Below are 26,234 nucleotides of genomic sequence, written 5' to 3'. Positions count from 1 at the left end.
GAGGAGGGGGTGGGTGGGCGGGGGGGAGGGAGAAACGGAAGGCCGGAGGCGAAAGCAAAGCCGGAGACGCGTAAGCAGTCCCACGCAAAACAGAAAGCAGAGGAGAGACCATCCTGGGCGCGCCATAGCGCTGAGCACAAAGCCAGCCGACGGGATGACACCCGCGCCCCGGCACCGCTCCCCCGGTCGCAATCAGGTTTGCAAGCACCGACGTAACCCGTTGGGCTCCGGTCACTTTCCCCTTTTCCCCGCCGGGCCCGGTACGCCCGGCGAGCCCAGTACGCCCAGCATGCCCGTCGAGCCCGGTACGCCCACCATGTCCGTCGAACCCGGTACGCCCAGCGAGCCCGGCTTAGAGAGTGCCCGCAAACCCACGAGGCCACAGCCTCCCGATAGAGCGACGGCCAGGCCCCCCACATCCGGGCCCGTCTCAACGACCCACGTCAGCCAGTTTGGCGCGAAGCTGGAGCACGGACTTGGTGTGGATCTGGCTGACCCGGCTCTCGGTGACCCCGAGGACATTGCCGATCTCGGCGAGTGTGAGGCCCTCGTAGTAGTAGAGCGTGACGACGGTCTTCTCGCGTTCCGGCAGCGTGTTGATGGCCCGCGCGAGCAGCCGTCGCAGTTCGCGGCCCTCGGCCACCTCGACCGGGTTGTCGGCAGCCGTGTCCTCCAGCGTGTCCATCAGACTCAGCCGGTCACCGCCCTCGCCACCGACGTGCAGCAGCTCCTCCAAGGCCACGACGTTGGCCAGGGACAATTGACTGAAGACCCCGTGGAGTTCCTCCAGCGCGATGCCCATCTCCGAGGCCACCTCCGCTTCGGACGGGGTACGTCGCAGCTGGGCCTCCAGCGTGGCGTACGCCCGCTCGACGGCCCTGGCTTTCTGCCGTACCGACCGCGGGATCCAGTCCAGCGCCCGCAGCTCGTCGATCATCGCGCCCCGGATGCGGGTGATGGCGTACGTCTCGAACTTGATCGACCTCTCGGGATCGAACTTTTCGATGGCGTCGATGAGCCCGAACACTCCCGAGGAGACGAAGTCGGCCTGCTCCACGTTGGGGGGCAAGCCGACACTGACCCGACCGGCGACGTACTTCACCAGGGGCGAGTAGTGCAGGATCAGCTGCTCGCGCAGCCGTGCGTCGCCCGAGGTCTTGTAGGCGCGCCACAGCTCCTCCAGCGAGGTGGGCGCGGCGGGGCGCACGCTACCGCGCGCGGCGGGGGGCGCGGCCGCGCGGTCGGACCCGGAGGTGTGCTGGGGCATTCGTTGCCTTGAGCCGTTCTGCCGAAACACTGGGGAACACGTGCGTGAGGGTTGAATTACTCGTGAGCGTAGCGTGACTACAGTGTCGCGATGCGCGATGAAGGGTCGTTCGGGAGTGCGCAGATACGTTCCGCTGCCCGCACCCCCGGGTTACAGGAGGCGGCGCCGATTCCACTCGCAGGGGGATGGAAGCGTCGCTACGGGCGCCCGGCGCACGCTCCCCCGTACGCGGCTTCACCACCGACCGCGACGGCGACTGTCGACGCATCCCGGCGCCGCCCTGCAAAGACGGGGCCCCGCGAGCCGAAGCATGGCAAACCTGGATTCTGCGGTCACCCTCCTCACCATTTCACCCGTTCGCCGCAGGTCAAGGACCGCCTCGCCGGGAACCCGTGACAGCTTCGGAGCGTCGCGCCAACTCCCAGACAGCACCACACCTTTGAACGAATCCCAACGACTGCAGCTCGAAGAGCTTGCCCTGCGCGACTTCCTCTGCCGTTCCCGAGTCGCGCGCCAGCCGACGCGAGTCCGCGCCGCCCCTTGCGGGGACCGCCTCAAGCACCCGGGTCGCCACCGGATCAAGGAGATCGCGAGCGAGGACAGGCCCACGCTGGGCGGGAGCAAGGTCACCGATGCTGCCGACCAGTTCGATGACTTCGGCAGCATCGGTGACCACTACGGCTTCGCCGCGCAGAAGTTGGTGCACACCGGCCGACAGCCCACTGGTGACCGGACCGGGCATCCCCATGGTGAACCGGCCCAGCTCCGTCGCCCGCCGGGCGGTGACCAGCGACCCGCTGCGCAGTTCCGCCTCTACCACCACAGTGCCTCGGGTGAGAGCCGCGATGACTCTGTTCCGCAGAATGAATCGACTGCGAGTCGGGTGATCGCCAGGCGACAACTCCGCGACCACCAAGCCCTGTTCCGCCACCCGAAGAATCAACTCGGTATGTCCTCGCGGATAGGCGTAATCGACTCCGGAGGCCAGTACCGCGATCGTGGTCCCCTCTGCTGCCAGGGCGCCTCGGTGGGCCGCGCCGTCCACCCCGTAGGCGGCTCCGGACACCACCGTCCAGCCGCGGTCGGCCAGGCCCGCGCCGAGGGTGGCCGCCAAATGGGCACCGTACTCCGTGCAGGCCCGAGCACCAACGACCGCAACTGACCGCAAGGCCCACATTCGCAGGTTCGCCCTGCCGCGCACCCACAAACCGATCGGCCTACCGTCCCCCAGATCGTTCAATTGCTGCGGCCACTCGTCATCTCCGGGACAGATGAACCGGCCGCCGAGTGTGGCGACAGCGGCGAGGTCCTCATCGGCCCCGTGGAGGCCCACCCGTGTCGCCCGCAGGCGGAGGCTCTCGAACTTCGTTTGCGACACTCCTGGCAGCTTGTCCCGCTCACCGACCAGGGACTGTACGACGTGTACGGGCGTCATCTGCCGCAGCCAGCGCCCTACCGCCTCGTCACCTGGCTCGGCGATGCGCGTCAGCGTCGCGCGCGCCTTCCTCTCTTCGTCTCCCACCTCACTCATGGGCCAGCCCCCTGTCACTTGTCGCCGAACAGCCCGCAATCCCCCGCATGCCCCTCCCCTTTCCGTTTGCGTTTACCTGGCGATCAGGCAGCACTGTGTAGCCGAAAGTGGTAAGCCAGGTCGCCACACGCTCGCCCCGCCACACCACCGACCGTCGCCAACTCCCCACCGCCTCGTCGTCTTGCTCTCAGCCATTTCGCCCCGGGGCTCGGCTCACGGGCTCTCCCACTCGCTCGTGGTTCGATCAGGTTCGGGCGTGCTCCGACCGGGCTCGGAGCGCGGTCCGGCTCGGGCGCGGTCCGATCAGGGCGCAGTCCGGCCCGGACTGGGGCGTGGTCCGGCAGGTGGACATGGCCCAGCCGGGGCCGTGGCCCCGCCCGACTCCGGGTATGGCCCGTCGCCCAGTCCGCGCTTCGCAACGCACCGAGCCGTTCCGTGCCTCTCTCCCCCCCCCGCCCACCCACCCCGCTCCTCCTCCACTCCACGCCCAGAGCCGGGCCCCGAGGCCCGGACCCAGGACCCAAGACCCAGGACCCAGGACCGGCACCGCAGCAGCCCACGGCACGCCTCGCCGCAGCCTCAGCCCGTCGACCCGCTGCCCACTGCCCACTGCCCGCTGCCCGCTGCCCGCTGCCCGACCAAGCCCCGGCCTGCCGCCCCCGCACGCCCCGACGGTCCGTGGCCTGCCCCGCACCACCACCCGCCCCCACCCAAACCAGCGCGCGCTCCCCCAACCGCCCCAGGCAGGCACCCACTCACCCCCTCACCTCGCCGTCGTCGCCAAAGGCACCCCCCGTCGGATACCCGTGCGCAGTTCCAGGGCCCAGTTGATGTCCTCGGCCGTTGGGCGGTCGTGGCCCGCGAGGTCGGCGGAGGTCCAGGCGACCCGGAGTACGCGGTCCATGCCGCGAGCTGTCAGGAGTCCGGTTTCCAGGTCGCGTTCTGCTTGCGCCATCGCCCCTGGTGCTACCTGCCAGCGCGTGCGCAGCTCGTGGCCGGGTACCTCGCTGTTGGTGGTCCAAGGGGTACCGGCGAAGCGGGCAGCGGCGCGGTCACGGGCGGTCCGTACTCGTTCGGCCACTTCGGCGCTGGACTCGGCGCCCTGGGCGAGCGAGAGCAATTCGGACCGCGCGACGGGCTCCACCGCCACCCGCAGGTCGATCCGGTCCATCAGCGGACCCGACAGCCGGGCACGGTAGCGTCGGATGGTGGACGGGCGGCATTCGCAGCCGCCTCCGAGCGTGCCGTGGCGCCCGCAGGGGCAGGGGTTGGCAGCCAAGGCGAGCAGGAACTTCGCCGGCATACGCATCATCCCGGCGGCCCGCGCGACCACGACGTACCCCGATTCCAGCGGCTGCCGTAAGGCGTCCAGGACGCGAGCGTTGCATTCGGCTGCTTCGTCGATGAATAGAACGCCATGGTGCGCCAGCGATACGGCTCCCGGCCGGGGCAGGCCGCTGCCGCCACCCACGAGCGAGGCCATCGTCGCGCTGTGGTGGGGCGCGCAGTACGGCGGGCGGTCCACCAGCGGCTGGCCAGGTGGCAGGGCTCCGGCCACCGAATGCACGGCCGTGACCTCCAGGGATTCCTTCGGCGAGAGACGAGGCAACAGTCCGGGCAGGCGTTCGGCCAGCAGGGTTTTACCGGCTCCCGGAGGGCCCAAGAAGAAGACGTGATGGCGGCCGGCTGCCGCCACCTCCAAGGCTCTGCGCGCGCTGTGCTGTCCGGCGACGTCCGAGAGGTCGGGCAGGCGGTCGCCGTGCATACGCTCCGCGCCGAGCCCACTCCCAGGAACAGCCAGCCCTGCCAGCAGCGAATCCGGACGCCCCTCGGCGGTCACGGCCCCGTCTTCCTCTTCCGGAACCGGTTCGTCGGTGAGCACCGCGATCAGCTGCCGGAGACTGCGTACGCCGAGCACTGAGACGCCCGGGACGAGCGACGCCTCGGCCACGGTCTTCTCCGGTACGACGACCTGGCGGTATCCCGCGTCGGCCGCGGCCAGGACGGCTGGGAGGACTCCGCGCACCGGCCGGACACGGCCGTCCAGCCCCAGCTCGCCGATCATGACGAGGTCGGACAGCTCGCGTGGATCGATCCGTTCCGCCGCGCCGAGTACGGCACAGGCCACGGCGAGGTCGAACCCGCTGCCGCCCTTCGGCACGGAAGCCGGGCTGAGGCCGACGGTGAGTTTCTTCTGCGGCCATTCACCTCCGCTGTTCACGACGGCGGCGCGCACTCTGTCCCGCGATTCGATCAGGCTCTTGTCGGGCAGTCCGACCAGAGCGAAGGCCGCCACTCCCGGTTCCAGGTCAGCCTGGACCTCGACGACCACGCCCTCGACGCCGACCAGCGCGACCGAGCACGTACGGGCGAATCCCATCAGGTCACCCCCCGCACATGCTCCAGAAGCGGTGCCCCGCGTGAGGGCAGCAGCACTCCGATCACGTCGATGCGCACCCCGCCGGCCGGCGGGCCGCCGTGCTGCTCCAGCCAGCGTTCCGCCAGACGGCGAAGGCGGGCGGCTTTCTCGGGCCGTACAGCTGCCATCGGGTGTTCGTAGGCGCCCGCACGGCGGGCTTTGACCTCGCAGAGCACCAGGGCGTCACCGTCGGCGGCCACGATGTCGACTTCACCGTCCTGGCATCGCCAGTTGCGGTCCAGGATGCGCATACCGACAGCGATCAGATGTCGTGCCGCCAGGTCTTCCCCGTATTGTCCGAGCGCCCGGCGTGCACGCGTGGCGTGCGGGCTGCCGGATGCGCCGGCTTGCGCGGCGGGATGTCGAGGGCGGCGGGACCTGCGGGAACCGCCTGGGGCGATGGGTGGACCGACCCCACAACCTGTGATCGCCCGGCCGCCCCGGACTCGCGGTGCGTCTCTCTGGCTTCGTAGCGCGACCGGCGGCGTGGACGGCGCCACTCCCTCTCTCAGAGGAGGAGCGCCCTCTAGGACTTGCGCGCCTTCCCTTCCCGGAGGTGCACCCGCTTCCCCCTCTGGAGGAATGCCCTCTCGGACTCGCGCCCCTTCCCGGCCGAACGGCGCGCCCTCCAGAGCTCCTACTTTGCTCTCCCGCCCCCGTGGCGTGCCCTGGGCCGGTGGCGCGCCACCCCGGCCCGTTCGCGCGCCCTCCTGAGTTCGCGCAGCGCTCCCCCGGCCCCGTGACGTGCCGCTCTGCGGGCTTCCCGGGCCGCTTCCGCCCACAGCCGCCCGCGGCCCTTCCGGCCGATCCGACCGCAGCCCTTCCACCCGAGGCTTTTCCTCGTTCGTCGCGTTCACTCGGCACCACCTCCGGCACCGACTGTGACGCTTCAGCCACGAACTATTGGATCTTGGTGGACAACCGGGCGGTTGTGGACAACTTCGTCACTCGCCTCAGTGAAAGACGCCCGGGGCAGCCAGCCCCCCACGCAGGCTCAGCTGCCCGGAAGGTCCAGATCGCTCTTGTTGAGCTCTTCGATGTTCACGTCCTTGAACGTCAACACGCGCACCTGCTTGACGAAGCGAGCCGGCCGGTACATGTCCCAGACCCACGCATCCGCCATCGACACCTCGAAAAAGACCTCGCCCTGCACGGAATGCACCTGCATCTCGTAGTCATTCGTGAGGTAGAAGCGGCGCTCGGTCTCGATCACATACTTGAACAGCCCGACGACATCGCGGTACTCCCGGTAGAGCTTCAGCTCCATCTCGGTCTCGTACTTTTCGAGGTCCTCGGCGCTCATGGCAGATCCCCTTCAGCCGTGCGTCCCCCTATTGTGCGTCAGACGCTCTCGGTAGCCAGCAGCACCGGCGCGTCAGGGGGCCCTTCGTCGAGCAGCCTGCGCAGCAGCTCGGCGAATCTCGTCGGATACACCGTCTCATGCGACGCGGAAAGATCTTCCGAAGTCCACCACCTCAGTCCCGATACACTGCGCCGCTCAAGATCTGTCTGCCCCGACATCTCGGTTGCAGTCCCGTCCGTCCGGGCCAGGTAGTACCACTCGTCCTGATCCCAGCGCCGCCCGTCGAAGGGGAAGGAGCAGCGCCGCTTCCACAGCAGCGGCCCCAGCCTCACGTCGGTGATCCCCGTCTCCTCGGCCAGCTCCCTGCGAGCCGCCTCCTCACGGGTCTCCACGCCTTCCAGGCCGCCACCCGGTGTGAACCACCACGTACGGGACGGATCGCCTGGTTCATAGCCGTGCAGGAGCAGAACCCGGTCGTCCGGGTCGAGCAGCACGACCCTCGAAACCTGCCGTACCTCCGCAGGCAGGTCGTCGACCGCCTCGCGTGCCTCCGCAGGCAGACCGTCGACCGCCTCGCGTGCCTCACCCGTCGCGTCAGCCACTCCTGCGCCTCCCACGTCGCGCCAGCGGCCCGTACGCCGCACCGCCCAGAATCATCACCGCTCCGACGACGATCGCGATGACGATGACGCGTACCGGTCCGGGGTCCGACGTGCCGCCGGGCAGCCCCGTGAAGTTCTCCGGCCGGTCCACCATCCCCATGCTGCCGAACGGCCACGCCCTGGCGTCCACCCGCGCGTCCACGGCGGTGCGCGACACGGAGCCGTGGTCGGCGTCCTTGAGGTGCGTCCGGGAGTCCAGCGAGTCGTTGCGGTGGTCACCGAGGAGGAAGAGCTGGCCCACCGGCACCTTCGAGCTGAAGCCGGTCGGCGAGGCCGGGCCCGTGGCGTGCAGATACGGTTCTTCGACAGGCTTGCCGTTGATCGTCAGCCGGCCGTCCTTGCTGCAGCAGGCGACCGTGTCGCCGCCCACCCCGACGACCCGCTTGATCATCGGCACGTCGCCCCACACCGAGTCCCGGAACACCACGACGTCCCCGCGCCGCACCTCGGCCCCGTCCACCCGCTCGGCGAGTACCCGGTCCCCCACCCCGATCGTCGGTGCCATCGAGTCGGTCGGCACCGTATAGGGGCGGTAGGTCAGCGCTCCCCATACGAAGCCGCCCAGGAACAGCACACAGCCGACGGCCACGACCAGACCGGACAGCACACTGCCCGTCGTCCGGCCGTGGCCGTCGCTCGTACGTTCCTTGCTGCTGCTCATCCCAGCGCTCCCGCCCCGCGTCGAAGATCTGGGACGGCACCCTACCCGGGGGTACGTTGCCGAGTCAGCACCATGAGCCGGGGCAACGGGACACGACGTACACACCTGCTGCTCACCAGGTGCGCGTCTCGCGCCGCCGACTTCCGACAGTCGGCTTCCGGACCCCGCAGGGCCGTGCGGCTCGCGCACGGCCCGATGCAGCCGCCGACTCGGCCGGTCACCCGCTCAGCCGAAGCTCTGCTCAGCCGAAGCCCTGTTCAACCGAGGGCCCACTCCGCCGAAGCCCTGCTCAGTCGGACGCCTGCTCCACCGGCTGCACCACCCGCGCGGCCCGCTTGCGGCGCCGCCACAGCACGATCGGCACCGCTCCCGCGAGGCCCAGCGCCGCCGGCGTCGCCGCCATGGCCTTGTTCAGCGCGGGCTGGTCGAACGTGTCCGGCACCGACAGCCACGACCAGCGGTTGATCGGCCACGCGATCGTGAAGGCCCGGCCCACGACCTGCTTGACCTCGACCGTGCCGTTGCCCTTGAGGTTCGTGTGGTAGCGCGAGTCGAGGGAGTCCTGACGGTGGTCGCCCATGACCCAGATGCTGCCCTTGGGCACCTTGATCGGCCCGAACGGCTTGTCGCCGCACGGCGTGTTGCCGGGGAAGAGGTACGAGTCCTCCTTCAGGGCCGTGCCGTTGACCTTGACCGGCCCGGTTCCCTGGCACTCCACGGTGTCGCCGCCGACCGCGATGACCCGCTTGATCAGGTCCTTCTCCTCGGCCGACGGCATCAGACCGATGAAGCTGAGAACCTGCTGGATCGCGTTGGGCTCGGGGGTGGGCACCTCGTTCAGCCAGCCGCCCGGGTCGTGGAAGACGACGACCTCGCCACGTTCCGGTTCGGAGCCGAACCACGGGGTGAGCTTGTCCACCAGCACCCGGTCCCCGCGCTGCAGGGTGTCCTGCATCGAGTCGGACGGGATGGAGAACGCCTGCACCAGGAACGTCTTGATGATCAGCGCGAGGACCAGCGCGATCCCGATGAGGATCGGCAGCTCTTTCCAAAAGGCACGCGGCTTCTTGCCCTTTTTCACGCTGCCGTTCTCCTCCTCGTCCACCGGCTGTTCCTTGTCCATCGACGCCCCCGGGCCCCTCGGCCGCCCGGGGCCGGCCGGCTGTCCCGGGTCCGCCGCCCGCGCCGGGTCCGCCGGTCGTCCCGGCTCTCCGGAGGCAGCGGGCTGTGAGGACTCACCGTTTCCCGCCGGCTCTTCGGGCTCTTCGGTTCCGGACCGCGCGCCGACCGCCAAGTCCCCCACATCCACTCCTTACTCCACGCCACCGCCCGCCCGATAGTCGGTGCAGGCCCACCACTCCCATAACGAGCGGGAGTTCCGCAGGGGTCGGGAGTACGGACAAACCGTCGGGGGACACACTATGCGGCCCTTGCCCCGACGTCGCCCTCGCACCCGGCGCGTCGCGCACGGTCGCGTAGGTGTCCGGCTCCTCGAGACGACGCCAGTGCCCCACCGGCCAGGCGATGACCACGGCCCGGCCCACCACGCTGTCCACCGAGATCGTCCCACGGTACGGCTCGTCCAGGTGGTACCGCGAATCCGCCGAATTGGAGCGATGGTCGCCCATCACGAAGATCCGCCCGACCGGAACCTTGACCTCGAATTTGAACTGCGAGGGCGGATTGTCCGGATGTATGTACGGCTCATCCAGCGGCGTGCCGTTGACCGTGACATGCCCCTTCTTGTCGCAGCACTTGACGGTGTCGCCCCCGACACCCACCACTCGCTTGATCAGGTCCTGCTCGTCGGCCGACGGCAGCAGCCCGATGAAGGTCATGAACTCCTTGACCTGCTTGACCACGATCGGGTCGTCAGCGGCCTTGACCTGCTCGCCCTTGAGCCAGCCTCCGGGGTCCTTGAAGACGACCACGTCACCGCGCGCGGGTTCCGAACCGAACCAGGGGGTGAGCTTGTCGACGAGGACGCGGTCACCGATCCGGATGGTCTGCTCCATGGAGCCGGAGGGGATCACGAAGGCCTGGACGAGGAAGGTCTTGAGCACCAGGGCGATGGCCAGAGCCACGCCTATGAGGATCGGTATTTCCTTGAGGTAGGAGCGACGCCTGCGGCGTTTGATGCGGCGCGCCTGGCGACGCCGATCGGCGCGTCCTCCGGTGGCGCGCCTGGTCGTCCGCGTGCCGGCGTGCGCGCCGCTCTCATCTCCGGGGCTTGTACTGTACGGGTCATCGGGGTTTGCGCCGTACGGACCGTCCCCGTGTCCCTCGTGTGATCGAGCCCCGTACCCCGCGCTTCCGGAGGACGCGTCCCCATATCGGGTATTTCCGTGCGGAGCGCTCCCATACCCTTCGTACGGGTCAGCGCCGTACGCCTCTTCCCCATCCGCCTCGCCCGCGCCCGGCCCCGTGGCCCCCTGATCCCCGTGCCTGGGGCGCCCCCGGTTACCCATGGCTGCCTGCTGCGCCTGGTATGCCGTCGAAGGCGCGTGGGCGGTGGAGGGCCGTCCAGTGGCCCACCGGCCAGGCGATCCAGTCGGCGCGGCCGATCACCTTGTCGACCGGGACGGTGCCGCCTCCCGGTTCGCCCAGGTGGTCCCGTGAATCACGTGATCTGCCGCGGTGATCTCCCATGACCCACAGTTTCCCCTCCGGCACCACGATGTCGAACGCGTCGGAGGACGGCACGTCCCCCGGAAACAGGTAGCCCTCGTCCACCGGCTCGCCGTTCACCTTGATCCGCCCCCGTTTGTCGCAGCAGGTCACCCGGTCCCCGCCGACACCGATCACGCGCTTGATGTAGTCGGTGGCCGCGGGCTCCGCCAGCCCCAGCGCCGCGCCCGCTCCTCTGAGCAGCCCCGTCACCGGGTTCTCCGAGGGTTCGCTCTGCAGGAACGAACCGGTGCCGTCGAAGACGATCACGTCTCCCCTGCGCGGCTCGCCGCCGAAGCCGTACGCCAGCTTGTTGACCAGCACCCGGTCACCGACCCGCAGGGTGTTCTCCATGGAGGAGCTGGGGATCAGGAAGGGCTGTGCGACAAAGGTGCTCAGCAGCAGGACGAAGGTCATACAGCTCGCGAGCAGCAGGACGGGCCGGTGCCACAGCGCGGTCACGCCCGCCCACAGCCAGGATCCGAACCGCCGGAGCCGGGACGCTCGCTGCTGCGGTGCCCTCTCCTGGGGGCGTGTGCGCTGTTCCGGCTGCTCCCGCGTCTCCGCACGCCCCTCCGGCTGTTCCGGGGGTTGTGCACACCGCTCCGCCCGTTCCGCGGGGTCGAGCTGCTCGCCCTCACTCTCCCGTGCGGAGGAGGAGCGAGTGGAAAAACACGCGGAGCGCGACCCCTGCTCCGGCCCCTGCTCAGGGGCTGGAGAGCGGTCGCGCTCCGAAAACTGTGCGTCGGTGTCCATCGGACCCTGAGCCTATCCGGCCGGTCCAGGACGCCGTACGTCTGTTCAGTTGTCGCGCTTCTCCTTGATCTTCGCGGCCTTGCCGCGCAGCTCACGGAGGTAGTACAGCTTGGCGCGACGCACGTCACCGCGGGTCACCAGCTCGATCTTCTCGACGATCGGGGTGTGCACGGGGAAGGTGCGCTCGACGCCGACGGAGAAGCTGACCTTGCGGACCGTGAAGGTCTCGCGGACGCCCGCGCCCTGGCGGCGGATGACTACGCCCTTGAACTGCTGCACACGGGAGCGGTTGCCCTCGATGACGCGCACGTGGACGTTGACGGTGTCACCCGGGCGGAAGGCCGGGACGTCGCTGCGCAGCGACGCGGAGTCGACGGAGTCGAGAAGGTTCATGACCTACTGCTTTCTTCGCTGATGCCACAGGTCATCAACGGAACTGGAGAATTGCGATGAGGTTGCCGTTCCGTCGGGCGGGCGTCGTTCCCCCTGTGGCAGGGGCGCGCGCCGGACGCACACAGCAGCGGCCTATTCTTCCACGGCGTCACTCGTACGCCCAAATCGGCCGTCCGTTCCCTGGGCCCATCCGAGGATCGAGAGGGTCTCGCGGTCCTTCTTGTCGAAGGCGGCCGGGTCGGCGCGCTCGATGAGGTCGGGGCGGTGGCGGTCGGTGCGCCGGAACGCCTCGTCCCTGCGCCAGCGGGCGATCTTGCCGTGGTGGCCGCTGAGCAGCACCTCGGGAATGCCGCGGCCGCGCCACTCGGGGGGCTTCGTGTAGACCGGGCCCTCCAGGAGGTCGGCCATCGTGCCGGGGGCGAAGGAGTCGTCCTGGTGGGAGGCCGAGTTGCCCAGTACGCCGGGCAGCAGCCGGGCGATGGCCTCGACCATGACGAGGACGGGGGCCTCGCCGCCGGCCAGGACGTAGTCGCCGATGGAGACCTCACGCACGTCCACGCGGTCGCCATACTCCTCGATGACGCGGCGGTCGATGCCCTCGTAGCGGGCCGGGGTGAAGACCAGCCAGGGCTTCTCGGAGAGTTCGACGGCGAGCTGCTGGGTGAAGGGCCTGCCGCTCGGCGTGGGGACGACGATGACCGGGTCGCCCTCCTGGGAGTCGATGACCGAGTCCAGTGCCTCGCCCCACGGATCGGGCTTCATGACCATGCCGGGGCCGCCGCCGTACGGCGTGTCGTCGACGGTGTTGTGCTTGTCGTGGGTCCATTCCCGCAGGTCGTGGATGCGGACGTCCAGCTGGCCGCGGGCGCGCGCCTTGCCCACCAGGGAGACGTTCAGCGGTTCCAGGTACTCGGGGAAGATCGTGACGACGTCGAGCCGCATTACGCGTCCTCGCCTGCGTCACGGGCCGAGGCCACCTCTGCCTGGCTGTCGTCGAGCAGGCCGGGCGGGGGGTCGACGACCGCCTTCTGTTCCGCGAGGTCGATTTCCGGCACGATCTCGGAAACGAACGGGATCATGACCTCGTCGCCGTCGGGGCGGCGGACGATCAGCAGGTCCTGGTAGGGCAGGTGCGAGACCTCGGCGATGCGCCCGATCTCCTTGCCGTCGGTGGTGACCACGTCGAGGTCGATGAGCTGGTGGTCGTAGTACTCCTCGGGGTCCTCGGGGACCTCTTCGGGGTCGATCTCCGCGATCAGCAGCGTGTTGCGCAGCGCTTCGGCGCCCGTACGGTCCCGGACGCCCTCGAAGCGCAGCAGCAGGCGTCCGCTATGCACCCGGCCGGTCTCGATGGTCAGCGGGCCGGTGGCGGGCGGGTCCGTGGCGAGAACGGCGCCGGGCGCGAGCCGCAGCTCCGGCTCGTCGGTACGCACCTCGACGGTGACCTCGCCCTTGATGCCGTGGGCGCGGCCGATCCGCGCGACTACCAGCTGCACAGTGGCCCCTCTTCGCGGCCGGCCGCCCGCCGCTCGCCGCGGTGGCGGTCCTCGCCTCGTGAATTTCAATCGGTGATTACGGTCATGCAGGCATCGTCGCAGATGCCTACGACAACGGGCCGGGGTGAGCCGTAGCCCTCCCCGGCCCGTGCCGGTACTGCCTGGTCCGGGGAGTACCCCGGTGCCCCGGTTCTGCTCAGCGGACCTGGTCCACGTCGACGAGGTCGACCCGGATGCCACGGCCGCCGATGGCGCCTACGACCGTCCGCAGGGCACGCGCGGTGCGGCCATTGCGGCCGATCACCTTTCCGAGGTCGTCGGGGTGCACTCGGACCTCCAGAACGCGCCCGCGGCGCAGGGTACGCGAGGCGACCTGCACGTCGTCGGGGTTGTCGACGATGCCCTTTACGAGGTGCTCGAGGGCCTCCTCGAGCATGATCAGGACTCGGTCGACTCAGAGGTGGACTCGGCCTCGGCCTCGTCCGCCTTCTTGTCCGCCTTCTTCGCCTTCGGGGTGATCGCCTCACCCTTCGGCTCGTCGCCGTCCTTGGCCAGGGCCTCGAACAGGGCGCGCTTGTCGGCCTTCGGCTCGGCGACCTTCATCGGCGCCGGGGCGGGCAGGCCCTTGAACTTCTGCCAGTCGCCGGTGACCTTGAGGATGGCCATGACGGGCTCGGTCGGCTGCGCGCCGACACCCAGCCAGTACTGGACACGCTCGGAGTCGACCTCGATGCGCGACGGGTTCTGCACCGGGTGGTACAGGCCGATCTCCTCGATGGCCCGGCCGTCACGGCGGGTACGCGAGTCGGCGATGATGATGCGGTAGTGAGGCGCGCGGATCTTGCCCAGACGCTTCAGCTTGATCTTGACTGCCACGGGAGTGGTGTCTCCTGGTCTTGACGTGGTTGGGCACAACGGGATGCCACGTGGGGTTGCGGTACTCGGGTGCCCGATGGACGCGTCAGCCGGAGGAGAGAGGGGTCCTGTGCGACTGTCGAGTACAGCTAGCCATTGTGCCACACCACTCCAGGTCAGCCGACCGCTGCCACCTCGGGGATCCGGAACGGCTTGCCGCAGCCACCGCAGACGATGGGGGCCTGGGCCAGCACGGACGGGACGACCCGGACATTTCTGCCGCAATCACAGACAGCCTTGACGCGTACACCACCACCGGACGAGCCGTGCCGGGCGGCCGGACCACGGAAGCTGCGGGCACTGTCGGCCGTGGTCGCGACGGAGTGCGCCTTGAGGGCTCTGGCGAGCCGCTCGATGGTGGGGCGGTAGCGCCTTCTGGCCTCGGGGTTGAGCGTGACCAGCGAGAAGCCGCTGCTCGGGTGCGGCTCGTCGACGTGGTCGAGACCCAGCTCCTCGGCGATCGCAAGGAATCGACGGTTGTGGTAACGGCCGGCACGTGAGGTGTCGCGGACGCCGCGGGCGGCGGCGATGCCGTGGACTGCTTCGTGCAGCAGCCGTTCGAAGGAGAGCTCGGCCCCACAGGCGGACGAGGACTCTCCGATCAAGGACTCGGGCGCGGCCAGATCCGGCAGCTCGGGGTGGTGCCGTTGAATATCGGCCCACGCGAGCGCCAGTTCGGCGGCGAGAACAGGCGGTGTCGTGCTCACGTCGTGACAACGAGCCGGGCCCATCCAGTGTTCCGATTACGGGGCATCTCAAATAATTTGCACGTACCGGTCAGTTTCTGGTCATGGGTTTCGAGGACGGCGTGTGCGCAGAACTGCGGAGAAGGCGCGCGTCAGGTGGCAAGCCGGGGCGTACCCGCGCGTACGCCCCGGCGCGTAAGAGATGTGTACGCGCCGGGGCAACCGTTGCCCGTGGGCCGCGACGTGCCACCGGTGGAGCCCGGTGGGACTCAGTAGGCGCGCGCGACGACCGCGATGCTATCGGGAGCGTCGTCCGCGTCGGGCACCGCCCCGTCCCCGGCTACCAGACACCGTACGGTCACCGCCTGCTCCGCGAGCCGGGCCTCGCCCTCCGTGCCGAGCGCCGCCCACGGGATGCGGGCCCAGCCCCCCGCGGCCGCCGCCTCGGCGGCCTCCTCGACGGTCGTCACGTCCGAGGTACGCGACTGCCGGCGCTCACGGGACTGCCTCAGAAGCAGCGCCTGGTCCTCCTCCAGGCATACGGGGAGGAGGGAAGCGAGCGAGTCGAGCCGGACGGGCTCCTTGCCGCCGGGGATGCGGCGCACCAGCATCGCGGTGCCGTTCACCAGGTCACGCGGTCCGATCTCGACGCGGAGCGGCACGCCCTTCAGTTCCCAGTCCACCGCGCGGCGCCCGAAGGGGATGTCCGTACGGTCGTCGACCTGGACCCGCACACCCGCCTCCCTCAGCGTGTCGCCGATCCGCCGGACCTCGGCCAGTACGGCGCCGTCGTCCTTGACGGCCGTGACCACGACCTGGACCGGGGCCAGGCGCGGCGGGACGCGGAGGCCGTGGTCGTCGCCGTGTGACATGACCAGCGCGCCGACCATGCGGGTGGTGCTGCCCCAGGAGGTCTGCCAGACCAGTTCCTGCCTGCCCTCCTTGGAGAGGTACTGCGTGTGGAAGGCTCGCGCGAAGTTCTGGCCCAGTTCGTGGCTGGTGCCCATCTGCAGGGCCTTGCCGTCGCCCATCATCGCTTCGAGGGTGAGGGTGTTGATCGCGCCGGCGAACCGTTCCGCCGGGGTCTTGCGCCCGGCCACCACGTCGATGGCGAGGACGTTGACCATGAAGTCGGCGTAAACGTCGCGGTGGATGCGGGCGGCGTAGTCGCGGGCCTCCTCATGGGTGGCGTGCGCGGTGTGGCCCTCTTGCCAGAGGAACTCCGTCGTACGGAGGAACACCCGCGGCCGCATCTCCCAACGGACGACGTTGGCCCACTGGTTGATGAGCAGGGGGAGGTCGCGGTAGCTCTGCACCCACTTGGAGAAGTATTCGTTGACGATGGTCTCGGAAGTGGGCCTGATGACGGCCGGCTCCTCCAGTTCCTTGCCGCCGCCGTGGGTGACCACCGCCAGTTCCGGCGCGAAGCCCTCGACGTGCTCGGCCTCCCTGGTCAGGTACGACTGCGGGATCAGGAGCGGGAAGTAGGCGTTCTGGGCCCCGGCTTCCTTGATGCGCGCGTCCAGCTCCTGTTGCATCCGTTCCCAGAGGCCGTACCCGTACGGTCGGATGACCATGGTGCCGCGCACCGGCCCGTTGTCGGCCAGCTCGGCCTTGCTGATCAGGTCCTGGTACCAGCGGGGAAAGTCGTCCGCCTGGGGAGTGAGAACGGGGGCCTTTGCCATGGCGCGCATGGTACGGGCGCGACACCCTGCGTCGGCAAACGAAATTGCACCCCGGCGCACCGAGGGGCGCGCGGGAGACAACCCCGGCGCACCCCTGGACTCCGAGCCGGATGGGGAGTTGTCTGGAATGCGGGGGCGCACGACGCGAACACAGGGGCGGGACACGGGGGAGATCGACCACTGACAGCTTCGGGTTCTCGGCGGATTGGGGCGCTTTCGATGACACCCACGCTCGTACGGCATCACCTCCGGCAGTCCGGTTCTCCCGGTTCTCACGACCCCGGCGCACCGGCCGGATCCTGTGGACGCGCCCGCGACTGGGCCGAGATCCAGGAACGGATGCTGGTGCCGCTGTACGAGGCCGTGTACGACCGGGTGGACGTCGGGCCGCACACCAGGCTGCTGGGGCTGGGCTGCGGTTCCGGGCTCGCGCTGCTGATCGCCGCGGCCCGCGGCGCACAGGTCTGCGGGGTGGACACGGACGAAGAACGACTGGATCTGGCACGGGAACGGCTGACTCCCGAGGCCTCCGGTGAGGCCCACGACGGCGCGGCGCGTGCCACGGTGCTGGCGTGCGGCGGTCCCGAGCAGGCGGCCGGTCCCGGCGGCTCCGCCTTCAACCTGGTGACGGCCTTTCACCCGGTGGGTTGCGTCCGCAGTATCGAGGGGTTGACGGCTGCGCTGGTGACCGCCGCCGGTCTCGCGGAGCGCGGAAGCCCCGTGGTTCTGGGCGGCTGGGGGCCCGTGGAGCGGTGTGCCACGGCGAGTGTGCTGCGGGTGGCCCAGCGGCTGGCGGACCCGTTGCGCACGGCGGGCGGCTGGCGGCCCAGCGGCCGGGACGACCTCGAAGAGCTGGCCGACCGTGCGGGGCTGCGGCCCGACGGGTCGGGGCGGGTGGCCTGCCCGTTCGGTTACGGGGACCTGTCGAGCGCGGTGCGCGGGCTGCTGTCCACGGGACTGTTCGACGCGGCGCTGGAGGTCACCGACCAGGCGCAGGTGGAGAAGGAACTGAGCGAGGCGCTGCATCCGCATCAGCGCCCGGACGGCACGGTCTGGATGGCGAACGTGTTCCGCTATCTCGTCGCCCGCACATGATTTCTGCCGACTCTCCGCTCTCCCGGCCGCCTCCGCTCCCGCTGATTCGCCCCCTCACCCCTTCGGCCTGTTCACTTTCCTGACCGCCGGCAGCCGGGCGTTTCCCCGTTCGGCTTTCACCCGGCTTTCGCCGGGCCTTGTCGCTGTGGCGCTTGCGCCGGACCGTTTGGGCGGCGCCTGGGCCCGGTCGCCGTCCGCTTCTCGTTCCCCTTCCGCCCCTTTGCTTCAGCGAGACCGTGCGCGGGACTGCGCGCGTCAACGCTGAGACTTCGGGCATTCACCCGTTCGAGGTATACCCAATATCCAGAATTCTGTTTACTGTCATTTCCATGAACAGCATCGACGAACGGTTCCTGACCCGCAACGGACACGCGGCCCGGCGGCTCTCCGCCCTCCTGATCAACCGGCCCACCGAAGGCGACGCAGCCCGCCTGCCGCGGGTGCGCGACCTCGCCGCGGAGCTCGGCGTCGGCAACGGGACGGTGCAGGCCGCGCTCCAACTGCTGGAGGAATCGGGCGCGATAGAGACTGTGGCCCGCGGTCACCTCGGCACCTTCCTCGTGCGCGCGGACCGCGCCATACTGTGGCGCCTCTCCGGGCTGGGCACCGTGCTCGCCGCGATGCCGTTGCCCTACTCACGTCGCTACGAAGGTCTGGCCACCGGATTGCGGTCCGCCTTCGAGGAGGCCGGTGCGCCGTTCGCGATCACCTTCATGCGCGGCGCCGCCGCGCGGGTGTCCGCTCTGCTGGACGGAAAGGTCGATCTGGCAGTGCTGTCCCGCTTCGCCGCCGACCAGTTGATGGAGCGGCAACCGATCGATCTGATAGCGGATCTGGGACCGGCCACCTACGTCGGAGCTCACGGACTGCTGCTGCGGCACGGCGTCCAGCTCGACACCGAGGGACTGCGGGTCGCCGTGGATCCCGCGTCGGAGGACCAACGGTCGCTGGCCGAGCGGGCGTTCGGCGGCCGAGAGGACGTGACATGGCTGGAGAGCTCGTTCATACGGCTCCACGACCTGTTCGCGCACGACCGGGTCGACGCCACCGTCTGGAGCCTGGACGAGGTGCAGGGAAAGCTGGGCGACGAGGTGGAGGTGCTCCCGCTCGGTGACGAGATCCCCGGCGATCTGTCGCTGCGCAATTCCAGCGCGGCGCTGATAGCCCGCAGTGAGGGCAGCGAAGCACTGGCAGCGGTGAGCGGATCGCTCGACCTGGAAACCGTCACCAGCCTGCAGGCCGAGGTCCTGCGGGGGGAGCGCACCCCTGCCTACTGAAGCGGTCGTGCCGACCACCTGAGTCAGGAAGGAAGGACGGGCGTCGCCCCGGAGGGCGGGCATCGGTCCAGAGGGACGGGCAGCGGTCCAGAGGACGGGCTTCGGCCGGAGGGCGGGCTTCGGTCCGCGCTGTCATCGGGAGGTCTGCCCTCAGGCACTCCCACGGAGCTTCATGCCCATGCGCAAGACATCGCGTTCTGTCCATCGATCACCAGGGGACGACCATGGAAGCCCTGCTCGCACAGCGCATCCGGATCTTCGTGGAGAGCGGTCAGGTGCGGCCCGGGATCGCCGAGTTCGTACGGGCCGAACTGGACGCGCTGGCCGCCGAAGGATGCGCGGTCACCGAGGAATCCGCCGGGATGCTCACCAGCCACCTGCTGATGGCACTGACCCGGCTGCAGAACGGCGAGCCGGTGGAAGATTTCCGCACCGACAACACAGCGGCCGCGGAACTGGCGGACCACCCCCAGGCCGTCCGGCGGGCCCGCGCCGTCTCCATACGGGTGCAGCGCGCCCTCGGCTCTCCGCTCCCCGAGTCCGAGATCAACTTCCTGGCGATGCATTTCGCCCTCCTGCGAAGGGACACACCATGACGACCATTCTCACCGGCGGCGTCGGCAAGACCGAGGTCGCGGGTGCCGTGGAGCGGCTGGCGCTGGACGGCGTCGAGGTCGTGGTCAGCAACGACATGGACGCGGCCGCGCGGCTGCGGGCCGGCCGGGCCGACTACTTCCTGGGCACCTGCCAGACCGGGGCCGGGGCGTCGCTGGGCGTCCTGGTCGGGCTCATGGGCTCCGCCGTATGCCACACCTTCGGCCGTTCGGTCCCTTCGGAGGACGAGATCGACGCCCTGCTGGACCAGGGCAAGAAGGTGTTCGGCTTCGCCGTGGACCAGATCGACGCGATCACACCCGCGCTGGCGGAAGCCATCGCCGCCCGTACCTGACCGTGCCGGGGCCCGCCCACGGGCCCAGCGCGCCCGGCCCCCGTGGGCCATGCGACCCGATGACGTGCCAGGGCACAAAGGAGTGACCCCGTGAGCAGCACCGTTCTCGCCGCGAGCACCGGTCTCGACTTCTCGCTCGCGCAGCAACTGACCGTCGTGGCCCTGTGCGCGCTGACCGCTTTCCTCTCACACCTGGCGCTGGCCGTCTTCAACGACGGTGTGCGGCCCTTCATGCTCGACTTCATCCAGGGCCGTACGACCCGGAGCGCCACCACAGCGGTGTCCTTCGGGCTCTCCGCCGGGTTCATCTTCGGGCTGGGAGCGCCGATGGCGCTCTCCTCCGGGGTGCTCAATCCCTGGCTGGTGTTCCTGCCCACCGACGTCCTGGGCATTCTCGCGCCGAAGAAGTGGCTCGCGCCGCTGTTCGGTGGCGCGTGGGGCGCGGTCGTCGTGTTCGGTCTGAACGGGGCCAACGACCTCGCGCACGATCTGCCGGTCGACTTCCTGACGGCCCTGCAGCAGATGGCGACGCCGATCCTCTTCCTCTTCACGCTGTTTCCGGTGCTGGCGATCACCAAGCAGTTCGGGCGGCTGCGCGGTGCTCTGGCCGGTGTGGTGGAGCTGGCGCTCGTGGTGCTGACGATGAAGATGTGGCCCGATGTGTTCGCGGGGGCGCCGGCCATGGCGGTCGGTGTGCTGCTCCTCATCGGGTACGCGGTGGCCAGGGACGTACGGCAGCGCCGGGCGGAGCGCGTTGCTGCGGGCGTTGTGCCATCCGCGCGCGGAAAAGCCCCAGGAGCCCCGACCACCGGTGGGGCGTCTGAGGACGTGGATCCGGAGGACGTGGATCCACTGGCGTCACTGTTCGGCGCCAGTGCGGCCCGGCTGCGCCGGCACCTGCCGTTGTTCATGGTGCTGGGCGCCGGTGTCTGTCTGCTGGCCCAGCTGCATGTGTTCGGCGGCGGGGAGGCCACCAGCTTCCTGATCGCCAAGGGGCAGTACGCGGAAGCGGCGCAGGTCGACTTCTACCGGGCCCTCGGGTTCATCCCGCTGATCGCCACCACCGCACTGGCCTCCGGGTCGTACGGCATCGTCGGGTTCACGCTTGTCTACCCGATCGGGTATCTGCTGCCCAGCCCGTGGCTGGCGGTGGTCTGCGGGGCACTGGTCTTCGCCGCCGAGGTGCTGGCGCTGAGCTGGATCGGGAAGCTGCTGGGCGGGCTTCCTTCGGTGCGTGACTCCTCGGAGCACCTTCGCGGCGCCATCGGCGACACCCTGCAACTGGCCATTCTCTTCGGCTCCTTGATGGCGGCCGAGGCCATGGGCGGTGGGCTGGGGATCCTGATAGCCGGCGGCCTCTACCTGTTCAACGAGGCAGTGGGCCGGGTGGTGGTCCGGATGGCCGCCGCTCCCGCGGCGGTCGTCGTCACCGGCATCGCCCTGAATCTTCTCCACTGGCTGCACCTCTTCACCCCGGTCAAAGGCTGAGCAGGCGAGCGGGGACGCCAGGAAGGAAGCACGTCATGAACTCTCTTCTGCAGACCGTCACCGGGCCGCTGCCCGCGAGTGCCGTGCGAGGCCCCGTACTCGCCCACGAACACCTGGCCCTCGACCTCAGCCGGGACACCGACCGCACAGCCTTCCTGGGGTCCCGGCATGCCACGGCCATTGCCGGTGAACTTGTCGACGCCCGGGAGCAGTTCGGGATGTCGCTCGTCGTCGAACTGACCTGTCGCGGGATGGGGCGGGACCTCGCGGCGCTGGCCCGCATCTCCCGGGCATCGGGGGTCGCGGTGATCGCGGGCACCGGTTGGTATCACGAGGCGTTCCACCCGGCCGGGGTGGACGGGGCGAGCGTAGAGGACCTGGCGGATTCCCTGGTCGAGGAGATCACGGGTGGGGCAGGCACCGGCGGCATGCGCCCTGGTGTCATCGGGGAAGCCGGCAGCCATGGCCACGCGCCAAGCGAGCCGGAGGTCCGCACGCTCACCGCGGCTGCCCGTGCTGCTGTCGCGACCGGGCTGTCGCTGGCCACTCATGCACAGCTGGGGCTCGGTGGCCCCGCCCAGTTGGAGTTGCTGACCTCGGCCGGGCTGGCGCCACACCGGATCTCCATCGGGCATCAGGACCTGCTCGACGATCCCGTGGTCCACCGGGAGCTGGCGGCGGCGGGCGCGTACGTCGCCTTCGACACCATCGGCAAGGAGAGCTACCGGAGCGACACAGACCGGTTGCGGTTACTGCTCGCGTTGCTGGAGGCCGGGTACGCCGATCGCGTACTGCTCAGCTGCGACATCTCCCGGCACAGCTATCTGGTCGGTGCGGGCGGCCAGGGATACGGGCACCTGTTCCGGTCGTTCCTGCCGCGCGTGCGGGCCGCCGGAGCCGATGAGCAGTTGGTCGATCTGCTGACCCGCCGCAATCCGCTGCGTTTTCTCACAGGCGGGGACGGCGCCCCCGGGCACGCGACAGCCGGACAGCCCGCCCGTGCCTGCCCGGCTGCGAGTCGCAACTCCGGCCCCGGCGCCCAGGGGCCGGCCCAAGCCGAGCCCGAGTCTGAGCCCGGGACCGGGACCGGAGCCGGAACCGGGAATGGCTCAGTGGGAAAGGAGGCGCTGACATGAGTGTGCGGTTGCCCAGGACGTTCCCGTTGCCGACGGTCGCGGTGGAGGACGCGGTGGAGGACCAGTTCCGGCTGGTGGAGTGTGTGGCCCGGCATTTCGAGGGCCAGCAGCTGTTCGAGGCGGACGCGGGGGTGGTGCCGGGGCTGGGCCGACCACGTACCACCGCGCAGGTCGAGTCCGTCCTCGCCGACTTTTTCGGAGCCCCCGCCGCTGCGCTGGTACAGGGTGCCGGGACGGGCGCCATCCGGGCCGCACTCGGCGCCGTGCTCGGTGCGGGCGATCCGCTGCTCGTGCACCGCGCGCCGGTCTACCGCACCACCGGTGTCACCCTGCGCGGGCTGGGAGTGGAGACCGTCGAAGCGGACTTCGACGACCGTGCCGAGCTGGACCGGGCACTGTCTTCCGGCCGGTTCCGATGGGCGTTCGTGCAGCACACCCGGCAGCGGGCGGCGGACTCCCACGATCCGGGCGAGGTGCTCGCCGCTTGCCGGGCCGCCGGCGTGCGCACGATCGTGGACGACAACTACGCGGTCCTGCGTGTCCCGGCGTGCGGCGTGCAGATGGGCGCGGACGCTTCGTGTTTCTCGCTGTTCAAGCTGCACGGTCCGGAGGGGGTGGGCGCGGTCGTCGGCTCGCGGGAGCTGGTCGGGCGCGTGCACGACGACAACTATTCCGGAGGCGGCCAGGTACAGGGGCACCAGGCACTGGATGCGCTGCGGGCGCTCAGCCACGTTCCGGTGATGTGGGCGGTGCAGTCCAGGACGGGTGCCGAGATCGCCGAGCGGCTGGCGGCAGGGGAAGTGCCCGGTGTCGCCGAGGTGCGGATCGCCAACGTCCAGGACCGTTGTGTGCTGGTGCGGCTGGACCGTCCCGTGGCCCGCGCGTTGCCGGCCGCCGCGGCCCGGTACGGCGCCGCGTCGTACCCCGTCGGTTCCAACTCCCGGTACGAGATCGCTCCGCTCGTCTACCGGATGTCCGCTTCCGCCCTGGAGGACGCACCCGAGCTCGCCGAATGGACGGTGCGGGTCAATCCGATGCGGGCAGGCGCGGACCTGGTGATCGACATCCTCCGCCGGGCGCTGCGCGACCTGGGCGCTGCCCCGGCCACCTCTGCGGGGACCGGGGCCTCACCCGTACGTGGTCCCGAACGTACTGCACCACCCGACCCGTCCGAGCCCGCGCCGCTCCCCCCATCCGCCGCGCCGCTCCCCGCATCCACCGCACCGCTTCCCGTATCCGCGCCCGAGTCCACACCGGCCGCACCCGAATCCTGCTCCACCACCCCGTGTGCCGGCCACACCACACACGGCCTGCCCGGCCTCCGGGAAGGGAGCTGACCGCCATGTTCCTCGACACCGTCCTCACGCGTAACCCGCAGCTGGTCGACCACGCCGCAGAGCTGCACCACAGCGGCGCGGTGCAGCCGGACACGTACGTCCTGGACCTGGATGCCGTCGAGGCCAATGCCGCACTGCTGGCCGGTGAGGCCAGACGGTGGGGCCTCGGCCTGTGGCCCGTGGTCAAGCAGGTCGGCCGCAACCCCGAAGTGATCCGGGCCGTGGCCCGGCACCTGCCGCGCTTCGCCGCCATCGACGCACCCGAGGCCCGCGCTCTGCACGCGGCAGGTGCGCGAGCCGGGAATGTGGGCCACCTGGTGCAGGTGCCGCACCGCGCGCTTCCGGAGGTCCTCGCCCGGCGCCCCGAGGCGGTGACCGTCTTCGATCCGGCCAATGCCCGCGCCGTCTCGGATGCCGCACGCCAACTGGGTTGTGTGCAGGACGTTCTGGTACGGATCGAAGGTGCACCCGGCTCGGTGCACCCGGGGCAGGAGGGCGGCGTACCGCTCGGTGAGCTGGCAGGGTTCGCGGCCGAGGCGGAGCAGTTGTCCGGCATCCGCGTGGCCGGGGTCACCGCGTTCCCCTGCGTCCAGTGTGTTCCTGGGTCCGGGCAGCCGCGTCCGACCGCCACTTTCGCGCTCGCCCGCGAGGCCCGTGGGGTGCTCGCCGCGCGCGGGCACGCGGACCTGAAGCTGAGCGCCCCGGGCGTGACCTGCGCGGCCACTTTGCCGCTGCTCGCCGAGCTGGGCGCCACGCATGGCGAGCCCGGTCATGCCCTCACCGGCACCACTCCCCTCCACGCCGTCGACCGGGAGCAGCCGGAGCAGCCCGCCTACGTCTACGTCACCGAGGTCGCGCATGTCCTCGCCGACGGGCGGCTCGCGCTGCACGGCGGCGGCTTCTACCCCAGGTCAGGTGTCGAGTCGGCGCTCATTCCCCGTACCGGCGCCCGGCTCGCCGTCCAGCAGGCTCCTGCCGAGAGCATCGATTACTACCGTTTGCTGGCTCCTGGTGACGCCCGGCCCGGCGACACCGCGGTCCTCGCGTTCCGTACCCAGATGTTCGTGACCCGCAGCACCGTCGCCGTCGTCGCCGGTCTCGCCACCGGATCCCCGCGGCTGATCGGTCGCCATGACGCACTGGGCCGTCCGCTCCCGGAGGATGCGGGCGGGGAAGGCACGGACGGGGAAGGCACGGGTGGGCCATGAGCAGGACCGTCATCCTCGTCATCGACGGCTTCGGCATCGGTGCGATGCCCGACGCGGATGTGCCGCGCCCCGGTGACGCTGCCGCCGACACTCTGGGCCATCTCCTCGACAGTCACCGTGCGGCGACCGGCCGCCGCCTCCCGCTGCCCTCCTTGGAAGCTCTCGGCCTCGGCCTCGTCCACCCGCATCCGGATCTCGCACGGGCGCCGTCCCTCCCGGTGGCCGCGGGCCGGGCGGCGCTCGGCTACCCGGGCGCCGATACGTACGCCGGGCACCAGACCATGATGGGGGCCGATTTCAGCCGGGTGGCGGTGGCCCGGCTCGCCGGGCACCTCGACGAAGTCGCCGCGGCCCTCCGGGCAGACGGGCACCGCACGGGCCTCCTCGGCGGGCGGCCCCTGCTGGTGGTGGATGGGCGGATCCTCGTCCACGACAACCTGGAGGCGGATCCGGGCGTCAACTGGAACGTCTCCGGACGACTGGAAGACGTCTCGTTCACGAGCGTTCTCCGCGTCGCCCGGGTGGTGCGTTCGGTGGCGCCCGTCGCCCGGGTGATCGCCGTGGGCGGCCATGCGGACGCTCCGCTGCACACCTTCGTACGGCGGGGTGCCCTCGGTACGGTCGGTCTGGACACCCCGGCGAGCGGCTTCTACCGGAACGGCGGGCTGGCGGTGCGGCATCTCGGTGCGCCACTGGACCACGCCCGCCGGCTGCCGGAGGTGGCGGCGGAAGCGGGCGTCCCCGTCACCCTCGTGGGCAAGGCCGCGGATGTCCTGGCCTGCGACGCGGCGGTGTGCTGTCCGGCCGTCGGCACCACCGAGGTCTTCGCGCTCACCCTCGACGCCCTCCGCGGGGCCCCGAAGACGGCCCTGATCGTCAGCAACGTCCAGGAGACCGATCTGGCGGGTCACCAGCAGGACGCCTCGCGTTACGCCTCCGTGCTCCGGCGAGCCGACGCGGGGGTGGGTTCGCTGCTGCCGCTGCTCTCGTCCCCCGGCGACCGTCTGATCGTCACCGGCGACCACGGCAACGACCCGGTGATCGGCCACGCCTGTCACACGCGTGAGTACGTTCCGGTGCTGATCCACCGCCCTGAGGGCACCCGCCCGGATCGCCTGCCATCGGCCCGGACCTTGGCTGACGTGGGGGCCACAGCGGCGGTCACGCTCGGGCTGGATGCCACCGCGCTCGGCGGCGGTACTCCGCTGTTGCGACCTGCGGCCGGATCGGCGGGTGCGCCGAAATGACCACACGCACGAGCACCACTCGCACGAGCACCACTCGCACGAGCACCACTCGCACG

General features: G+C 70.2%; 24 protein-coding genes and 2 pseudogenes. 9 read left to right on the top strand and 17 right to left on the bottom strand.

Features of this window, described 5'->3' with window-relative positions; genetic code table 11:
* Positions 1-430: 430 nt before the first annotated feature.
* From whiG to proS, 17 genes are all read right to left on the bottom strand, one after another.
* Positions 431-1,267, bottom strand: coding sequence for an RNA polymerase sigma factor WhiG (gene whiG / locus A6A06_RS10090; protein ID WP_073760859.1), 837 nt, complete (start codon positions 1,265-1,267; stop codon positions 431-433).
* A 367-nt stretch (positions 1,268-1,634) separates the two neighbouring features.
* Positions 1,635-2,798: a DNA-processing protein DprA gene (dprA, locus tag A6A06_RS10085; RefSeq protein ID WP_073760858.1), complete on the bottom strand. Its 1,164-nt coding sequence runs from the start codon at positions 2,796-2,798 to the stop codon at positions 1,635-1,637.
* 763 nt (positions 2,799-3,561) lie between these two features.
* On the bottom strand, positions 3,562-5,178 hold the full coding sequence (locus tag A6A06_RS10080) for a YifB family Mg chelatase-like AAA ATPase (RefSeq protein ID WP_073760857.1): 1,617 nt from the start codon (positions 5,176-5,178) through the stop codon (positions 3,562-3,564).
* Positions 5,178-5,618 carry a YraN family protein gene (locus A6A06_RS43470; RefSeq protein ID WP_073760870.1) on the bottom strand — a complete coding sequence of 147 codons (441 nt, stop codon included), beginning with the start codon at positions 5,616-5,618 and terminating at the stop codon, positions 5,178-5,180. Before A6A06_RS43470 ends, A6A06_RS10080 begins: the two co-directional genes overlap by 1 nt.
* A gap of 593 nt (positions 5,619-6,211) precedes the next feature.
* Positions 6,212-6,520 carry a DUF2469 domain-containing protein gene (locus tag A6A06_RS10070; RefSeq protein WP_003980220.1) on the bottom strand — a complete coding sequence of 103 codons (309 nt, stop codon included), beginning with the start codon at positions 6,518-6,520 and terminating at the stop codon, positions 6,212-6,214.
* Positions 6,521-6,558: 38 nt separating this feature from the next.
* Positions 6,559-7,047, bottom strand: a complete 489-nt coding sequence (locus A6A06_RS10065) for an NUDIX hydrolase (protein ID WP_073760869.1) — start codon at positions 7,045-7,047, stop codon at positions 6,559-6,561.
* A 67-nt stretch (positions 7,048-7,114) separates the two neighbouring features.
* Positions 7,115-7,843, bottom strand: a complete 729-nt coding sequence (gene lepB, locus A6A06_RS10060; protein WP_073760856.1) for a signal peptidase I — start codon at positions 7,841-7,843, stop codon at positions 7,115-7,117.
* A 289-nt stretch (positions 7,844-8,132) separates the two neighbouring features.
* The gene (lepB, locus tag A6A06_RS10055) at positions 8,133-9,137 is read right to left on the bottom strand and encodes a signal peptidase I (protein WP_073760868.1); all 1,005 of its coding nucleotides are present in this window, start codon (positions 9,135-9,137) and stop codon (positions 8,133-8,135) included.
* Positions 9,079-10,311 (bottom strand): signal peptidase I, encoded by a 1,233-nt coding sequence (lepB, locus tag A6A06_RS10050; RefSeq protein ID WP_443333729.1) that lies wholly within the window; start codon positions 10,309-10,311, stop codon positions 9,079-9,081. Before lepB (A6A06_RS10050) ends, lepB (A6A06_RS10055) begins: the two co-directional genes overlap by 59 nt.
* Positions 10,304-11,266 carry a signal peptidase I gene (lepB, locus tag A6A06_RS10045; RefSeq protein WP_073760854.1) on the bottom strand — a complete coding sequence of 321 codons (963 nt, stop codon included), beginning with the start codon at positions 11,264-11,266 and terminating at the stop codon, positions 10,304-10,306. Before lepB (A6A06_RS10045) ends, lepB (A6A06_RS10050) begins: the two co-directional genes overlap by 8 nt.
* A gap of 45 nt (positions 11,267-11,311) precedes the next feature.
* Positions 11,312-11,659 (bottom strand): 50S ribosomal protein L19, encoded by a 348-nt coding sequence (gene rplS / locus A6A06_RS10040; RefSeq protein WP_030018413.1) that lies wholly within the window; start codon positions 11,657-11,659, stop codon positions 11,312-11,314.
* Positions 11,660-11,791: 132 nt separating this feature from the next.
* Entirely contained in the window at positions 11,792-12,601 is an 810-nt protein-coding gene (gene trmD / locus A6A06_RS10035; RefSeq protein ID WP_073760853.1) for a tRNA (guanosine(37)-N1)-methyltransferase TrmD, read from the bottom strand.
* Positions 12,601-13,155: a ribosome maturation factor RimM gene (rimM, locus tag A6A06_RS10030; protein WP_073760852.1), complete on the bottom strand. Its 555-nt coding sequence runs from the start codon at positions 13,153-13,155 to the stop codon at positions 12,601-12,603. Before rimM ends, trmD begins: the two co-directional genes overlap by 1 nt.
* Before the next feature lie 196 nt (positions 13,156-13,351).
* Positions 13,352-13,591: an RNA-binding protein gene (locus A6A06_RS10025; RefSeq protein ID WP_003980229.1), complete on the bottom strand. Its 240-nt coding sequence runs from the start codon at positions 13,589-13,591 to the stop codon at positions 13,352-13,354.
* A 2-nt stretch (positions 13,592-13,593) separates the two neighbouring features.
* Positions 13,594-14,031 carry a 30S ribosomal protein S16 gene (gene rpsP, locus A6A06_RS10020; protein ID WP_073760851.1) on the bottom strand — a complete coding sequence of 146 codons (438 nt, stop codon included), beginning with the start codon at positions 14,029-14,031 and terminating at the stop codon, positions 13,594-13,596.
* A gap of 155 nt (positions 14,032-14,186) precedes the next feature.
* Entirely contained in the window at positions 14,187-14,777 is a 591-nt protein-coding gene (locus tag A6A06_RS10015) for a hypothetical protein (protein WP_073760850.1), read from the bottom strand.
* 248 nt (positions 14,778-15,025) lie between these two features.
* Complete coding sequence (gene proS / locus A6A06_RS10010) at positions 15,026-16,441, bottom strand: proline--tRNA ligase (RefSeq protein WP_073760867.1); 1,416 nt, start codon at positions 16,439-16,441, stop codon at positions 15,026-15,028.
* 219 nt (positions 16,442-16,660) lie between these two features.
* On the opposite strand from proS, the gene A6A06_RS10005 reads away from it, so the two are divergent.
* From A6A06_RS10005 to A6A06_RS09965, 9 genes and pseudogenes are all read left to right on the top strand, one after another.
* Positions 16,661-17,536, top strand: a complete 876-nt coding sequence (locus A6A06_RS10005) for a methyltransferase domain-containing protein (protein ID WP_073760849.1) — start codon at positions 16,661-16,663, stop codon at positions 17,534-17,536.
* A gap of 329 nt (positions 17,537-17,865) precedes the next feature.
* Positions 17,866-18,813, top strand: coding sequence for a GntR family transcriptional regulator YhfZ (yhfZ, locus tag A6A06_RS10000; RefSeq protein ID WP_073760848.1), 948 nt, complete (start codon positions 17,866-17,868; stop codon positions 18,811-18,813).
* A gap of 224 nt (positions 18,814-19,037) precedes the next feature.
* Complete coding sequence (locus A6A06_RS09995; protein ID WP_073760847.1) at positions 19,038-19,409, top strand: PRD domain-containing protein; 372 nt, start codon at positions 19,038-19,040, stop codon at positions 19,407-19,409.
* Entirely contained in the window at positions 19,406-19,762 is a 357-nt protein-coding gene (locus A6A06_RS09990) for a DUF2620 family protein (protein WP_073760846.1), read from the top strand. Before A6A06_RS09995 ends, A6A06_RS09990 begins: the two co-directional genes overlap by 4 nt.
* A 90-nt stretch (positions 19,763-19,852) precedes the next feature.
* On the top strand, positions 19,853-21,250 hold the full coding sequence (locus tag A6A06_RS09985) for a YhfT family protein (RefSeq protein ID WP_073760845.1): 1,398 nt from the start codon (positions 19,853-19,855) through the stop codon (positions 21,248-21,250).
* A 35-nt stretch (positions 21,251-21,285) separates the two neighbouring features.
* Positions 21,286-22,206 (top strand): annotated as a pseudogene (locus A6A06_RS09980) (phosphotriesterase family protein); the annotation flags it as partial.
* A 176-nt stretch (positions 22,207-22,382) separates the two neighbouring features.
* Positions 22,383-23,477: pseudogene (locus tag A6A06_RS09975) on the top strand (aminotransferase class V-fold PLP-dependent enzyme); the annotation flags it as partial.
* Between the two features lie 251 nt (positions 23,478-23,728).
* Positions 23,729-24,931, top strand: coding sequence for an alanine racemase (locus A6A06_RS09970; RefSeq protein WP_073760844.1), 1,203 nt, complete (start codon positions 23,729-23,731; stop codon positions 24,929-24,931).
* A complete protein-coding gene (locus A6A06_RS09965; protein ID WP_073760843.1) occupies positions 24,928-26,178 on the top strand; it encodes a phosphopentomutase in 1,251 nt (416 codons plus the stop codon). Before A6A06_RS09970 ends, A6A06_RS09965 begins: the two co-directional genes overlap by 4 nt.
* Positions 26,179-26,234 lie beyond the last annotated feature (56 nt).

Origin of the sequence: Streptomyces sp. CB02923, from assembly GCF_001905005.1 — a bacterium.
Taxonomy (GTDB): domain Bacteria; phylum Actinomycetota; class Actinomycetes; order Streptomycetales; family Streptomycetaceae; genus Streptomyces.
The sequence above is the reverse complement of the archived record's forward strand: the minus strand, read 5'-3'. Positions and strand labels throughout refer to the sequence as shown.